A 14,919-nucleotide genomic window follows, 5' to 3' on the forward strand; every position below is an offset into this window, starting at 1 on the left:
GTCCTGCGGTAACGTCTGCATGACCCACATCGTGTGGGCCCGGGGTGATACCATGACAGTATTTGAAGCATTAATGTTTGCAATAGCGCTTGCACCGTTAGTCATAGCAATTCTGTCATTTAATCATAAAAAATAACCCAACCTTGAGTTAGGACCTCAGATGGGTTATTTAACCAATTTGGAGCCAATCCACTGAAAGGAATCAACTATCGATTTGACCGTTCGATGCACCAACATCGGCGGTCTTTTTAATTTTTGCTTTTACTAACTTTCGTATACGTGGGGGATGATGTAATTTCAAGTAAAGATATTTGTGGAAATTGTGATGTCGTTATCCAAATGGTAATCTAGAAATTTAATATGAATCTATTAAATTTCTTGGTGTTATTTGAAAAAAACGATTGATTTAAATTTGCTTTTCCTTTGAGGAACATATAGTAATTGATCAATAAATCAAGCTCAATAATTCTATGACCTTAACATAGCTTGATCCTAATAAAATTATGGATACACTTAATATAAATTAGGTTTTATTTTCACGTAATTCTAGTTAAGTCGTATTTTAAATTGAAATTTGTCTAATTAGTATTTAGTCAGATTATTGTATTTTTTTGCTCAAATGACATTTTTATTATTGCGTCAGAACTATGAAACGAAGCTGTGAAAGAGTGTGCATCTCTTACCGATTAGGAGTTATATTTTGTGAAGTTAAAACAACCTTTTTAGGTAACAATTGCAAGATTTTTATGATTTATTTAGGGATAGGATAGGTCAACAATCGGGAAATATTAGTTGCGTAATGGTGATTAAAGGAGACTTGGACATTATTTGCTTTTTACTATTTATGATATAATAAACATATTTTACTAGCTTATATATTGAGCACTTATTTCAGCAAGTGTAACAGATATAGTGATTTTACCAGCAATAGGCATGCTACTGTTGGTTCAAGGATAAAAAACCAGTCCAACAGCCATGGACTGGTTTTCGTTGAGGGGTTGCCACATGAGTCAAAAACATAAGCCATCGATTATTGCCATCGCATTGATCACAGCTATTTGCTTGGCAGGGGATTCCATGCTTTATATTGTGTTGCCTACACATTGGAGGTCAGTTGGATTAACATCTTTGGTGCAGGTAGGTATCATCTTATCTGTTAATCGGTTTGTTAGGCTACCGTTAAATCCTTTGATTGGCTATATCTATAAGAAAGTAAGTTTTCGAAATTTAATTTTATTTGCTGTTCTATTAAGTGGCTTGACTACGTTAAGTTATGGCTTTGTTAAAGACTATCCAATTTGGATTCTGTTACGTTCGATATGGGGGCTATCATGGTCGCTTTTTAAATTGGGAGGATATTTATTGGTCCTTCAATACTCGACAGATTCTAATCGTGGGAACATGCTATCGATTATCTGTCATTTTTAGATTAATCGAATGGGCTAGCAAATTTTTTTTACCTTGGATAGCGCTGTATTGGCTAATTAGAACAATAAAGATAGTAGACCAAAAAAGCTAAGGATGGGGGCATTAGTTCAATAAACGAGTTATAAAAATCATCTTATCTAATGTAGTTTTTTATTTTTTAACATATGAAAATAGATAGTTCTTGCAATAAATCCCTTATACTGTATATTTTTTAAACTCGCATTTTATATCATGCTTTTAATGATTTTAAATTACTAGATAGGAGTTAGAGTTTTTTGAAAAGAAAAAGAATATATTTATTAATTTTTGGTATTTTACTAGTTTTCCTCTTTTCTTTCGTTTTTGACATTGGTTATAGGGTGGATAATGATAAATCACATTTTTATGGTTTTCCGGCTGAGTGGTTAGGCCTATATACTGACGGAACCTATGGTTTTATGGGGTTAGGTTTGTTATTTAACATTGCACTTTTCTATTTAGTTTGTTTAATTCTGTTTGAAATTTTTAAAAGTATCTTAAGTAGAGTGAAAAAACATTTTACTAGCTTGAAAAGGAGTTAATTAAATGCAAGGGATTGTTTTCTTAAATTTGTTTGTTTTTTTTATGGCGGTGACAATGTTATGTGTAGTTATAAAATTTTATAGATTAAATAAAGAAACACCGAGTTATAAATATAAGTTTATACTGATTATGTTTATATTAGCGTTTTTGATAACATTATTTGCATGTAGAATTATAGATGCAAGTTTTTACATAAGTTAATAAATATTAATATGATACATAAAAAGAGTACGGTTTAAAAAATTGAACCGTACTCTTTTTATGTATGATTTTGTATATTTTTATACGCTTTTTTGTGCGTTTTTACTGGGTTCTTCGTTTTTGATATATAATAAGATACATAATATGTATGAAAACGTATGAATTGAGATGATCGAGGACTATACACGCGATATGAGCCCTTCTGCATGACTTTTACCAAGTCAGAAAGGAAATAGCCATATTTCTCTCCACCACGCAGGCCTACAGAGTGCTTCAGAAGGCTGCAGAAGCGCTTGGAGGGGATGGCAATTTACTGCACGTATTCATAAAAAACAGAATGAAGATATTGAAAAAGTAATAGACACAGTTGAGATGTCTGAATATATTCATTTAAAAGTAAGTAAATAGCAAGTACCATTTTAGAAAATAATAATTTTATGGTAGAGATAATAGAATATAAAACAGGGGGCTTAAAAATTACACTATCAAGTTCAGACTTCAATAAACTTATCAAGATTTTATACCAAAATGAAATAGAAATATTAAATTTACAAAAATCAAATAGTAAAATCACTGAAAGGAGAATTTCATGAGTAATTTAGTAAATGACAATCTGTATGAAATGAGAAATAAATTAGTAAAAGAGATTACTTTATTAAGTTATACTCAATTTAATGGTAGGCCAGGTATGAATATGTGGAGTATAGCACAAGTTTGTCATCATTTAGTTTTAGTGGAACAGGCAACAATAAAGGCTATTACATGGGGATTAAAAAAGGGTGAAAATACTCAAAAAGTACGTAAAAATGTTCACCTTATATTGGATAGATCGAAAAAGTTTAAAGCTCCCGAAATCGTTGAACCAGATGTAGAACCATTTGAAGTTCAGTCAATCATTGATTTGTTGAACGATTCGAGAATAAAACTTCTGACGTTCCTCAGTACAATAGGGGATAAATCACTATTGGCGGAAAAATCATTTAAGCATCCTGCCTTAGGTGAATTACCACTTGACCAATGGATTGAACAGATATATTTACATGAACAGCGACACATTGAACAAATAAAAGAGATAAAATTACTTTTAGATGCAAGGCACTAGATTATCTACAGATTCCTGTTTAACTGAAGGGGAAAAAATTTTTTACTTTGTGTGTGATATTATCTACTTAAAGGAACGGGTGCGGTTAGTTGAACAAAATTTAAGTTATTCCAGAAAATGTCGCTTTAATGAAGTAATGAAAAAGTTCAACTTCTCTATTAAAATGTAGGGAGAAGTTGAGCTTTTTAGTATTGGCTTTCCTTATCGGTGTAAATCCGCATTTTCTAGGCGGTACTCCTTATTGCGTATAGGGATACTGCCGACATTTAATCGCTAAGCCCCGTCTTTACTTCATTTGTTCCCCATTTATTATCAAAAATCAATCGATTTAGTTGTTCACGTTTTTCCCAGTTGTGTATTTCAAGCAAAGGCCGATCTGGATAATTATCTGTATACCCAATAGAAATTAATGCTACGGGATCAATATGATATGGAATCTCGAGAATTTTTCTTACATCGGACTTTTTATAAAAACTTACCCATCCCATAGCTAATCCTTCTGCGTAAGCAGCAAGCCACATATTTTGAATCGCACAACTAACAGACATCAGATCAGTTTCCGGAATAGAGTTTCTTCCCAATACATGATCACCCCCGCTAAAAGGATTGCAAGTTACACATATAGTAACAGGAGCTTCAATAATACCGGCAATTTTTAGATCAAGAAACTTCAACTCACGATCTGTATCTTCATAATGTATGGCTAATGCTCGTCTTTCTTTTTCAACGATTTCTGCAAGTTCTTTCTTAATCTCATTATTTTTTATAATAATAAAATTCCATGGCTGCATAAAACCAACTGAAGGAGCATGGTGAGCTGCCTCTAATAAATTATATAATTTATCATCAGGTATGGGGAGATTTAAAAAGGACCTTATATCTCTTCTATTGAAAATGGCCTTATATACTCCATTTCGCTCTTCTTTAGTTAATTGATGCAAAACAACCCCTCCAAATTTATTGAAATTATCAACTTTTTATAAGAACTAGGTTAAATAATACTTATTATATACTTTTTGAGTAAATCAATAATTCTCTTAAGTTTCTTTTCTAAAGTCGCATTTTTTGGTTCTCTTGTCTTTTAGTCTTAAAAAACCTTATTAAATAAACCATTAGAACAATAAATATCTATATTAAGCTAAAAGCCTAAAAAAGTATACAGCTCAAATTGATGTTCAAAGTTTACCTATCTCCTATAAATTTTATCAAAATTAGTCAATATATACCAATGGTCATATTCGACAGATAATGAAGAAGTTAATTCAAGAATCGGACGCTTTTCTAGAATAAGGGGATTGCATTTCTTCATGAAAAGGTTGTTTAAATTTAAAGCTAAACAAGGAGAAGCCATTAAACGTCCGGGGACTATTGAAGTTGAAGTTAAGATTGAAAATAATGAGCCTGAAGAAGTTAAAGTTTCAGGAAACGCTGTAATAGTATTTAAGTCTGAATTATTATTAAATTGATTATATGAGGTGGAAGACTAACAACGGATTAACTAATCCATATCTTTTATATTTTTTCGTATAATGAAGTATCTTGCATCCAAAATTAAACAAGCATAACCCCGTCCTAAATTAAGAACAGGGTTATACTTGTTTCAGCTTATAAAATGAAATAACTTTATTGTCTTTTAATAATTTTCTCGATATTGTAAGGAAATTAGGCTTTTTCTTCAGAATACCAGTCAGTGGACTCTATATTTTATACTAAATTATAGTCTAACCTTAACCTCGGTACCGTCCTTAGCTTTGACATCTACTAGCTCGATCCCCTTATAATTTTTCAGCTCTTTGACAATCGGCTTTAGTGTTTTTTTGTCTATTAGTGGAAAGGTAAAGTCCAGTTTTTTTCTTTCGAAATGTTCTTTTGTCCATTTGTTTATATTATGTTGAAAAAATTTTGAAGACAAGATTGAAATAACCAAGTTTAACATAGCATATGGAATTGGGATGATAAAACGAACGTTTTTTGCTTTTACTTTTACATGCATCATAAGCAAATCACTATTCAATGATGACCGAAACGGTATCTCCGTTTGCCGATTTAATATCAACAATTTGGCCATCTAATTCGTTTTCAATTGCTTCAGTAAGAAGGGTGATGTCTAGATCTTTCACGTATTTTTCCGATTGAGGTATACTCGCTGCGATGCTGTGACCAGCCATTAATACTACCTTGAGAAGTTTTATAGGTAAATTGACTGTGACATTATCATTTTCTGCTGATACAACACGAATTTTTAAGGTTTTATCTAAATAGTTCGTAGATTTTTCTACTAGTTTAGTATCTGTTGCTTCTTTCTCTTGTAATATTTGAATCAGTTCTGATCCCTTATCTGCATCAATTTTCCCTTCTTGAACCATCGTTAACACTCTTGTAATTTCCTCTTTCATGATAAATTCCTCCCTATTCCTTTTTTAATAGATTAATAGCTTCTTCTGGTGTGATTTCACCATTTTCCAACATCGTGACAACTTTTTTCTCGTCTAGTTCATTTTTCTTCTTCTGCTCATATCCAAGGAATGAAATGATGTCTGTTAGCTTGCCTCGAACCGTTGGATACGATATCCCCAGTTCTTTTTCAACTTCTTTGATATTCCCTCTGCATGTTAAAAAAACTTCTACAAAATGAAGCTGATCCTTTGATAAGGATGCCAGCTTCGAAAATTCAAACTCATTTTCAATCGTCGTGTGACAATGGGAGCACTGCAACTTTGTAATTTTCAATGTTTTACTACAGACAGGACAATTTGTGATTACTTTATAAGCCATTATGAAATCCCTTCCTTTTAGTTGATTTGATTATATAACAAAGAATTTAAAAAATAAATAATAAAAACTTAAATTTTTAATACAAAAAATTAATAATGTTAATTTTAGATTTAATATTATTAATTATCTACTGGAATAACGTCTTTTTAATTTTAGAGTATAGAAGGGCTTGTGAAATATTCTACTTAAAGTATTGAATAACCATTAGTTGAAGAGTTATATGTAAGAAAATAGATGTAGGTTTCGTAGAATAGCACCAGCCTATTATTTAGCAGCTATAAGTGTGATTGGCTTAATCTTCTTCAATCTATTATTCGTTCAGACTTCAGGTCGTACCTTAAAAGGTTCTTAACCTGCAGTTGAAACAAAAAAAGAAGTTCGTGAAGTCATGAAACAGGATCCAGAATAAGCTCTTTGGTGGTACTAAGAATTACCAATGTTAAAAGAATCATCTCAAAGGAAAGAAACTAAGTAATTTTAATAAATGAGTCAATTTCATAATGCAAAATTAATATTAAAATTCCGAACATTTAATGTTTATACTTTTGTTCAATATGGAGCGGAAGACGGCGACTCCTACGGGAATAGCTTGAACTGAAAGCCCCGCAGGAACGTCATTAAGGAACAAAGCCTAAGAACGCCACGTCCTGTGGCAACGGCTTTGTGATCAACATCGTGTTGACCCGAGGAGATTGAAGTCAAGCCCGTGGAAAGCGCCGTCTGGAGCGGAATTGTCAACTATGAATATTAGATGCTTTGTTGGTCTGAATTGTTCGTATTTATTAACAGAATACTGATTTATGAAATTGATTCAAATAGATAGTCAAAAAAGATTGTCCATTTTTGTGGGTAAATCTTTAACAATCTCGGGCTTTCCTATTATAAAAATAGAGCGCTCCTTTCGCATTTGAATTTGGTTCACAACCATTTTCTATTAATGCGTAAGGAGCGCTTAACTTATATCATATATTCTATATTTATATATTTATATATTTCTTTATACACATTGTAAAATGTAGGTGTAATTTAATGTAACTAAAATTTTCGGAAGAATGTTATTGACTTTTAATACAAGGAAGTCAAATTGGAGTGTGGATCGAATAACGTTGGTACATTAAAAAACTCAGTAAAATTACTGAGTTTTTTTATTGTGTATTTAGCATAATTTCACCTTTATTGTTATGATTGATTTTGCAATCTCACATAACGATACTTGTCTTTTATAAATTTTTTAAAATAACGTCCTGGAGATTCAGCTTCGATTAATCCATGATAATACATTTCAGGAACACCATAGTATTCGTAGACACCATCTTTAATAAATTCAATACGCAAAATTAGAGCGTTTGGTTGATAGCCTACAGAAGCTAATTTAGAAGAAGTCACTGCTTTCATTTCCATAATAAAACGCCTCCATTTTTTAGTGATTGGTATAATTATAAAGATAACAGATTTATAAACAAAATGAAAGCGTTTACTTTTAAGAATTTGTTAATATTTGAAAATCTAGTATTATTACTTTGGTGAAAAGTATAATAATAGGTAAGGGGGTTATTATGTCGAAAATTAAACAACTTATCACCTTTTTGATTATTTCGAATTTATTGACACTTTGTTTTCTTGCCTATTCGTTTATTAACAAGGATTCTCAACAAAATAATTACTATCTGGATGAAATTCAAGAGCCGCTTGTCGAGTTACAGAGTATGATCCAAAATCAACAGGAGAATAATTGGAAACATCCAGAATTAGTGTCTTTTCAAGCATTTAAAGTTCAAAAGGCTATAAAAGAAGTTTTACAGGAACGGCATTTCGCACATTCGAAGCTAAAAGAAGAAGAAAAACTAAATTTACGTGAAATCAATCAAGGTCTTCAAAGATTACCTCAAAATACGAGTCAGACGATAGCGAAATGGAAGAAAAAAGATAAACAATATGCACAAGCTTTAGAAAAAGCATTAGTACTTGCCAAAATAGATGCCAATGAAACAATTGAAGGAGATTATAAAAAATTTATGAATCAATGTAAGATCGTTGCAAAGGAAATCGCAAAATTGAATGAAAAGCAAATGAAAAAAGTCCACTCCAATTAACACTACATTTGAAGTGGACTTTTCATGTAATCATCAGAAATATGATTATGAAAGTTTATGATCCTTTTCAATGACTGCATTCACTGCATCATAAATCGTGCTCGCAAAGTGGTCATTTTGTAAGGAAGTTACGCCTTCAATTGTAGTACCACCTGGTGAGCAAACTTGGTCGACTAATTCCCAAGGATGTTCATCGCTTTCAATGACCATTTTCGCACTACCGAAGACAGCACTAGAAGCAATTTCAAGTGCTTGTTTTTTATCCATTCCAGCGCGTACGCCTGCACGAGCCAATGAATCAATATAAAGATAGCTAAAGGCAGGTGAAGCACCCGCAATTGCTGAGAATACAGTAAATTGTTTCTCAGGTAATTCAATCATCGAACCAATTGTTTCAAAAAGAGCAATGACCATTTTTTTATCTGCTTCTGTTGCAGAGGAAGAAGCGGTAAAGCATGTAGTTGATGCTCCAACAATTGCATTTATGTTCGGCATAACGCGAATGATAGACGTCGCTTTAGGTAAAACAGTTTCCAAATAGTCAATGGATTTTCCAGCAGCTATTGAAATAACTACTTGTCCATCAGATAACAATTTATTGATCTTAGGTAGTAGAGATGGAAAAGATTGAGGTTGTACTGCAAGAATAATGACATCTGCTTTCATCACTTCTTCTAACGTAGTGCAACCAGTTATTTGATAATCAGCGACTAATTTCTCTGTTTTAGTTGAAGAACGATTATATCCTAATATATCATTTGCATGAAATTGATTGCTTTGAATCATGCCTTTAATAATAGCAGTGGCCATATTGCCTAGCCCTATAAAACCATATTTCAATTGATGTGACACTCCTAACGAATTTCAATAATCAAACATTGATAAGTATAAGACGAAAAAGTTGTTTTGTGTAATATTTCATCTTCGAAAATTGATAGTGGAAGTAATTTGGAAAGTGTGAAGGTTTATTAGAAGTTAATTGAAACCGTTTATTTCCCCGTATATGTTGCAGACTATTGTTAAACACAAAGTTTTATAAGAATCAATCATACAGAATCTTTTTATTTAAGGTTTACTTGTAATCATGGCATTATTGTGAACTCCTAAGCAATGATATCTATTTAGTAAAAAATTTTGGTATGATTGAAGTATTGTTTGCTATTTTAAAAGAAAAAGCAATTTTAAATCGGCAACTATGAAATTTTATCGAATAGTTGTTATAATATAGTGGCGCTCTTGCTATGAAAAGGAATGAAAAATAAAATAATGGGTAGTGACACAAAACGAGATCAGGCATCACAAGATACAGCTGTCACTGTATCGAAGCCAACTATATCAAAAATATTAGCTCAAACGGTCAAAACAGGTATAATAAAATCTAATCTTATTCCAATGGTGGCAGGTTTAACACTTGCTCTTTATACGTATGAGTTAAATCCTTTTGACAAAATAATTGATATTATTTGCGCTATTATTGGATCAGCTCTTATTATCGCTGCTGCAGGTGCGTTTAATAATTTATATGATAGAGATATCGATGCGCTCATGCAGAGAACGAAGAAACGTCCAACGGTAACAGGTGATATCAAAATTGGATATGTGTGGTTAATAGGAATAGGTTCGACAATCCTCGGTTTATTGGCTCTATACATTGCAACGCCTTTAGCGGCATTGCTTGGTTTTACCGGACTATTCTTCTATGTTTTTCCTTATACAATATGGACAAAACGATACACAGTATACAATACAGAAGTCGGAAGTATTTCAGGTGCAATGCCACCACTAATCGGTTGGGCAGCAATACATCCAAATATTTTGCATCCTGCTGTTTTGGGGTTATTTGTAATCACGTTGATCTGGCAAATGCCGCATTTTTATGCAATTGCCATTCGTAAACAAGACGATTACCGTGCAGCAAATGTTCCGATGTTACCAGTTGCAAAAGGGATGAAACGGACATATATTACAACGAATATTTATTTAATCTTATTAATTGCAAGTTGTTTATTACTCGGTACTTTAAGTTATGGATTAATGCTAGTGGCATTGCTTTTAAGTATTGTATGGCTTGCAATGAATATCTACGGTTATCATAAAAAGGAACCCAAAAAATGGGCAAATTTACTCTTTGTCTATTCGTTACTCCATATGACCGTTCTTTTCTCAACGGTTATTATTTATTCGATTGTAGGGCTATTTTTAAAACTACACTAAAAAAATAAACTCGGCATTTTCTTTTTGGAAAATGTCGAGTTTTTTAGTAGTAGATACATTACGGGCCATAAACAAATTTACTGATTGTGGCAACGGGCTTTGGAGTCAACATCATTTGATTCATAAAAGCCGGGAAGACATAAAATAGCCGAAACGCGGATACAAAAGGAAAATCCGCGAGTATTTTGCCAGAAAACGCGAGTATTTCACCATAGAACGCGAGTAAAACCTTTAAAAACGCGAGTAAAACCAAGTGACCAGTTCATAATCCGCGGCAGTAGTTCAAGTTTGAAAGGAAAAACGATTCCGCGGACAATGAGAGCATCATTGAATTCCAGGACATAAAATGGCTGAAACGCGGATACAAAAGGAAAATCCGCGAGTATTTTGCCAGAAAACGCGAGTATTTCACCATAGAACGCGAGTAAAACCTTTAAAAACGCGAGTAAAACCAAGTGACCAGTTCATAATCCGCGGCAACAGTTCAATTATAAAAGAAAAAGTGAGTCCGCGGACAATGAGAGCATCATTGAATTCCAGGACATAAAAAAGCTGAAAAGTGGATACAAAAGGGAAATCCGCGAGTATATTATCAGAGAACGCGAGTATTTCACCACAGAACGCGAGTAAATCCGATGAAAACGCGAGTAAAACCAAGTGACCAGTTCATAATCCACGGCAGTAGTTCAAGTTTGAAAGGAAAAACGATTCCGCGGACAATGAGAGCATCATAAATCTTTTTATAATAAACGCCATTCTAAATATTTTATTTAAAAAGTTATTGACAAGATAAATGATTCGTATTATAGTTATCTCGAATTCAAGATATCAGAAATAAAGATTCAAGATAAAACCGTCTAAATATCGATTTAATAAATTTTTTTAAACTAATATCTCGAATTCAAGATAAAATAGGAGGGTTTAAAAATGATGAATATAGGATTATTAGTGATCCGTTTAGTTATAGGGTTGTTATTCATTGGTCACGGCGCACAAAAGTTATTTGGTTGGTTTGGAGGTTATGGGGTAAAAGGTACTGGAGGATGGTTTGAATCAATCGGTATGAAACCCGGAATAGCTATGGCAATTTTTGCAGGACTTGGAGAACTGATTGGCGGTATTTTATTTGCTACAGGACTGTTAACACCAATTGGTGGAATTTTGATTGCGGGAACTATGGTAATGGCAATCATCAAAGTACACGGGGCAAATGGATTATGGGCAACAGCAAATGGTTACGAATATAACCTAACTGTATTGGCGATTGCGATCGGTATCGCTTTGATTGGCCCAGGTGCTTATAGTCTGGATGCTTTATTTTTCTAAAACACTTATATACGATTATGAATAAAAATTATTAAAAATTTCTATAGAAGCGGATGCAAAAGATATCTTCTGTTTTGTTAGAGGTTGTTGTAAACAAGGTGCAATATAAATGATGTAGCCTTGGGCTGTAAAAAGGGGAACTTCATGGACAGTTGCAGACGAAAGATGATGCTCTCTTACTTTTCAATAAAGATAACATCCTAATTCTATAAATGAGAGTTAGAGAAGATCATTTAGAAGATCAAAAAAACATAGTTCTAGCTAGTTGCAATGTTCCTTTTTAGCGGATTTAGATCGTAATCGATTGCTACTCCACTAAAAAGGAATTTTTTATTTTCGTTTAAAATTAATGCAAATCTAACGAAATAACTATATTTCGTATCAAATCTTCCTATTAATCGATTTCTTAGTATAAGTAAAAATTATAAAAATACATAAAATATATAAAATTTTATGATCAGTTAATTTCTTGTAAGATAGATTCGAAAGGGGATGTTTGAATGATTATTTTCGATGCTCATTTTCATATAATCGATGATGCTTTTCCGATTTACGAAAATAACGGCTATATGCCTCCGGTTTTTAAAGTTAAGGATTATCTTAACATTGCATTACCGTACAATATTAATGGTGGTGCAATTGTTTCAGGTTCTTTTCAAAAATTTGATCAACGTTATCTAACGGATGCTTTAGAAAAGTTAGGTCCAAATTATGTGGGTGTGACACAATTGCCATTTGATACAAGTGACGAAGAAATTTTACGATTAGATAACATAGGCGTACGGGCGATCCGTTTTAATGTAAAAAGGGGAGGTTCAGAAGAAGTTTTGAAGCTTGAAATCTTGGCAAATCGTGTTTTTGATTTGGCTGGATGGCATACCGAATTATATATTGATGCAAAGGAGATTGGAGATTTAGAAAAGGTAATTGCAAAGTTACCAAAAGTATCCATTGATCATCTAGGATTATCTCAAGAAGGGGTACCCACATTACTGAGATTAGTAGAGAAAGGACTAAAGGTGAAAGCGACTGGTTTTGGGAGAGTCGAGCTAGATCTAGTTGATACGATGAAGAAAATCATCAATATTAATCCTGACTCTTTGATGTTTGGTACAGATTTGCCTTCTACAAGGGCAAAAAGACCATTCCATCCACATGATATAGAACTCATTCACCAACATTTTGAGAAAGATATTGCAGAGAAGATATTCTATAAAAATGGTTGTCAATGGTATGGGCTTAAAGAGGTAGATGTTGTACAATGAAAAGATGGAATTTTCAAAATTTAGAGAAGGCAGGTTTTTTGAAATGACGCTCTCACTATTATTCTCTTTTTTAGGGGCTGCTATTTTACTTTCTTTAATGCCAGGTCCAGATAATTTGTTTGTGATGGCGCAGAGTTTAACGCAAAGTTGGAAAGCTGGAGTTTATACAACTCTTGGACTCTGTACGGGGTTAATCGTACATATAACTGCTGCGGTTCTTGGAATTTCTGCAATTATCTATCAATCCACAATTGTTTTCACAATTGTAAAATGGGCAGGAGCAGCATATCTACTATACCTAGCATGGCAGTCATTTCGTGCAAAAGATGATCCATTTATCATCAAATCTCAAAAAAAGCTGGCTTATAAGGATTTATACAAAAGAGGAATTTTAATGAATGTGCTAAATCCGAAAGTTTCCTTGTTCTTTTTAGCTTTATTGCCTCAATTTATCAATCCTACAGCTGGACAAGTATCGTTACAAATGCTTATTTTAGGTGTTGTATTTTTAGTACAAGCTTTTATGTTGTTTAGCTTATTTAGCATTTTTGCAGGTACTTTACGGAAATGGCTCATTGGAAAGCCAGTGATCGCAAAGAGAATGAACAAAATTCAAGGGGTGCTGTTTGTACTTATTGGTCTTAAAATTGCATTTAGTGAAAGATAGCACTTTTTGGCGTCCATTTTTAGAGATAATCTCTTATTTTAGAGTCGAAAAGATGAAATAGGGAAAAAACCTAAATTAAAATGGTGTATAAAAGTTGATCGTATAATAAGGAACATTCTTCGCATCAAATGCTACACCTACACCAACATGTGTTAAATCAGGATTTAGGATATTTTCTCGATGACCTAGACTGTTCATAAGAGCTTCATGTGCATAGATACTACTGAATTGTCCCGAAGCTATGTTTTCGGCATAGAGGTGTTCGTTATAACCAGCTGCTTTCATTCGACTTTGTGGTTGACTGCCATCACTGCCAATATGTGAAAAATAGTGATGATCGATCATATCTTGACTATGTTTTCTGGCTTGTGCAGTTAATCCTTGATCGTAGGTAAGTGGTTTCAAACCAAATCCTACTCGACTTTCATTGATCAATTCGACCATTAATTTCTCATAACCCTCTCTTAATTGGAAAGTACCTTGTCCATAATATCCATTTTTCTGCAGCTCTACGTCTTTTTTTACGTATTGGACAGAACGAAGCTTGTTTTGATTGTGATTATCAATAAAAAACGTTACATAATAGCCATCAATATTATAGAGTAACTGTTCTTTGCCATGACTGCTAGACAGTTGGTAAATAACATTTCCTTTTAAAATTTGTGAAATGGGTGTACCTAATTTTTGCTTTAATTGATTATAAGTTGTTTTGCCGATGGTTGCGCCAAAAATTGTACGTCCATATCCTGTAACATAGCCACCACTTTTATCTGAGAATGATAAGGTAAAGTTTTTAAAATGATTTTCATATACATACCATTCTTTATTGTATTCGCTTGCTACAATCATTTTAGGAGAATTTTTTATAATCGGGATTCCTAAATGATTCACTTTTATTTCTTTTCCTTGTTCCTTAGACGCTTCTTCTTTTACTCGGAAGTTTTCGATTTTTTGTAGTGTTTCTTTTTGAATTTCTTTTTCAGCAGTAACAATTTTTTCGGTTAATTGTGTATGATCAATATGTTTGTAACCATATATACAACCAGCTATAAGAATTACACCTAATAGAAGTTTTTTCATCTTTTCTTCTCCCATTTATCATCTTCTTAGCATTATATACTTAAAATTATATGTATGGCGTATTTTATATATCCAGGTGTTTAATATTTTTCTAATTTTAAAAATTTTTTACTGATGATTTCATATAAAAAGCAGTACAAGTCTCTAATGAAGGACTGTGCTGCTTTTGTATTTTTACTAGTCGAAAGTTTAATCAATCTTCAGAGG

At 32.8% G+C, this 14,919-nt stretch carries 16 protein-coding genes and 1 pseudogene; 10 read left to right on the plus strand and 7 right to left on the minus strand.

Features of this window, described 5'->3' with window-relative positions; all coding sequences use genetic code 11:
• Positions 1 to 1,005 precede the first annotated feature (1,005 nt).
• From CEF14_RS03590 to CEF14_RS03605, 3 genes are all read left to right on the plus strand, one after another.
• Entirely contained in the window at positions 1,006 to 1,428 is a 423-nt protein-coding gene (locus CEF14_RS03590; RefSeq protein WP_211284555.1) for an MFS transporter, read from the plus strand.
• Between the two features lie 275 nt (positions 1,429 to 1,703).
• Complete coding sequence (locus CEF14_RS03595) at positions 1,704 to 1,988, plus strand: hypothetical protein (protein ID WP_102691590.1); 285 nt, start codon at positions 1,704 to 1,706, stop codon at positions 1,986 to 1,988.
• 791 nt (positions 1,989 to 2,779) lie between these two features.
• Complete coding sequence (locus tag CEF14_RS03605) at positions 2,780 to 3,292, plus strand: DinB family protein (RefSeq protein WP_102691592.1); 513 nt, start codon at positions 2,780 to 2,782, stop codon at positions 3,290 to 3,292.
• Between the two features lie 266 nt (positions 3,293 to 3,558).
• On the opposite strand, the gene bluB is transcribed toward CEF14_RS03605, so the two are convergent.
• Positions 3,559 to 4,233 carry a 5,6-dimethylbenzimidazole synthase gene (gene bluB, locus CEF14_RS03610; protein WP_102691593.1) on the minus strand — a complete coding sequence of 225 codons (675 nt, stop codon included), beginning with the start codon at positions 4,231 to 4,233 and terminating at the stop codon, positions 3,559 to 3,561.
• A 366-nt stretch (positions 4,234 to 4,599) separates the two neighbouring features.
• Here bluB and CEF14_RS03615 point away from each other — a divergent pair, with 366 nt between their 5' ends.
• Positions 4,600 to 4,758 carry a PhzF family phenazine biosynthesis protein gene (locus CEF14_RS03615; protein WP_211284556.1) on the plus strand — a complete coding sequence of 53 codons (159 nt, stop codon included), beginning with the start codon at positions 4,600 to 4,602 and terminating at the stop codon, positions 4,756 to 4,758.
• A gap of 248 nt (positions 4,759 to 5,006) precedes the next feature.
• On the opposite strand, the gene CEF14_RS03620 is transcribed toward CEF14_RS03615, so the two are convergent.
• Genes CEF14_RS03620 through CEF14_RS03630 form a run of 3 tightly spaced genes read right to left on the minus strand, consistent with a single transcriptional unit; the run spans position 5,007 to position 6,067 of the window.
• Complete coding sequence (locus CEF14_RS03620; RefSeq protein ID WP_102694276.1) at positions 5,007 to 5,288, minus strand: hypothetical protein; 282 nt, start codon at positions 5,286 to 5,288, stop codon at positions 5,007 to 5,009.
• Between the two features lie 10 nt (positions 5,289 to 5,298).
• Entirely contained in the window at positions 5,299 to 5,688 is a 390-nt protein-coding gene (locus tag CEF14_RS03625; protein WP_102691594.1) for an SHOCT-like domain-containing protein, read from the minus strand.
• 13 nt (positions 5,689 to 5,701) lie between these two features.
• Positions 5,702 to 6,067 (minus strand): DUF2089 domain-containing protein, encoded by a 366-nt coding sequence (locus CEF14_RS03630; RefSeq protein WP_102691595.1) that lies wholly within the window; start codon positions 6,065 to 6,067, stop codon positions 5,702 to 5,704.
• 250 nt (positions 6,068 to 6,317) lie between these two features.
• Here CEF14_RS03630 and CEF14_RS19185 point away from each other — a divergent pair.
• Positions 6,318 to 6,476: pseudogene (locus tag CEF14_RS19185) on the plus strand (MFS transporter); the annotation flags it as partial.
• 770 nt (positions 6,477 to 7,246) lie between these two features.
• Here the strand turns inward: CEF14_RS19185 and CEF14_RS03640 are convergent.
• A complete protein-coding gene (locus CEF14_RS03640) occupies positions 7,247 to 7,468 on the minus strand; it encodes a KTSC domain-containing protein (RefSeq protein ID WP_102691596.1) in 222 nt (73 codons plus the stop codon).
• Between the two features lie 155 nt (positions 7,469 to 7,623).
• Here CEF14_RS03640 and CEF14_RS03645 point away from each other — a divergent pair, with 155 nt between their 5' ends.
• Positions 7,624 to 8,160, plus strand: a complete 537-nt coding sequence (locus tag CEF14_RS03645; RefSeq protein WP_102691597.1) for a hypothetical protein — start codon at positions 7,624 to 7,626, stop codon at positions 8,158 to 8,160.
• Positions 8,161 to 8,205: 45 nt separating this feature from the next.
• Here the strand turns inward: CEF14_RS03645 and proC are convergent, their stop codons facing one another.
• Positions 8,206 to 9,000 (minus strand): pyrroline-5-carboxylate reductase, encoded by a 795-nt coding sequence (gene proC / locus CEF14_RS03650; RefSeq protein ID WP_102691598.1) that lies wholly within the window; start codon positions 8,998 to 9,000, stop codon positions 8,206 to 8,208.
• Between the two features lie 426 nt (positions 9,001 to 9,426).
• Between proC and cyoE the strand changes: the two genes are divergently transcribed.
• From cyoE to CEF14_RS03675, 4 genes are all read left to right on the plus strand, one after another.
• Positions 9,427 to 10,374, plus strand: coding sequence for a heme o synthase (gene cyoE / locus CEF14_RS03655; protein ID WP_102691599.1), 948 nt, complete (start codon positions 9,427 to 9,429; stop codon positions 10,372 to 10,374).
• Between the two features lie 927 nt (positions 10,375 to 11,301).
• Positions 11,302 to 11,700: a DoxX family protein gene (locus CEF14_RS03665; protein ID WP_102691601.1), complete on the plus strand. Its 399-nt coding sequence runs from the start codon at positions 11,302 to 11,304 to the stop codon at positions 11,698 to 11,700.
• 500 nt (positions 11,701 to 12,200) lie between these two features.
• On the plus strand, positions 12,201 to 12,965 hold the full coding sequence (locus CEF14_RS03670; protein ID WP_102691602.1) for an amidohydrolase family protein: 765 nt from the start codon (positions 12,201 to 12,203) through the stop codon (positions 12,963 to 12,965).
• Positions 12,966 to 13,008: 43 nt separating this feature from the next.
• The gene (locus CEF14_RS03675) at positions 13,009 to 13,632 is read left to right on the plus strand and encodes a LysE family translocator (protein ID WP_102694277.1); all 624 of its coding nucleotides are present in this window, start codon (positions 13,009 to 13,011) and stop codon (positions 13,630 to 13,632) included.
• 75 nt (positions 13,633 to 13,707) lie between these two features.
• Here the strand turns inward: CEF14_RS03675 and CEF14_RS03680 are convergent, their stop codons facing one another.
• On the minus strand, positions 13,708 to 14,712 hold the full coding sequence (locus CEF14_RS03680) for a CAP domain-containing protein (protein ID WP_102694278.1): 1,005 nt from the start codon (positions 14,710 to 14,712) through the stop codon (positions 13,708 to 13,710).
• Positions 14,713 to 14,919: the final 207 nt, after the last annotated feature.

It is taken from the genome of Rummeliibacillus pycnus (genome assembly GCF_002884495.1).
GTDB lineage: Bacteria > Bacillota > Bacilli > Bacillales_A > Planococcaceae > Rummeliibacillus > Rummeliibacillus pycnus.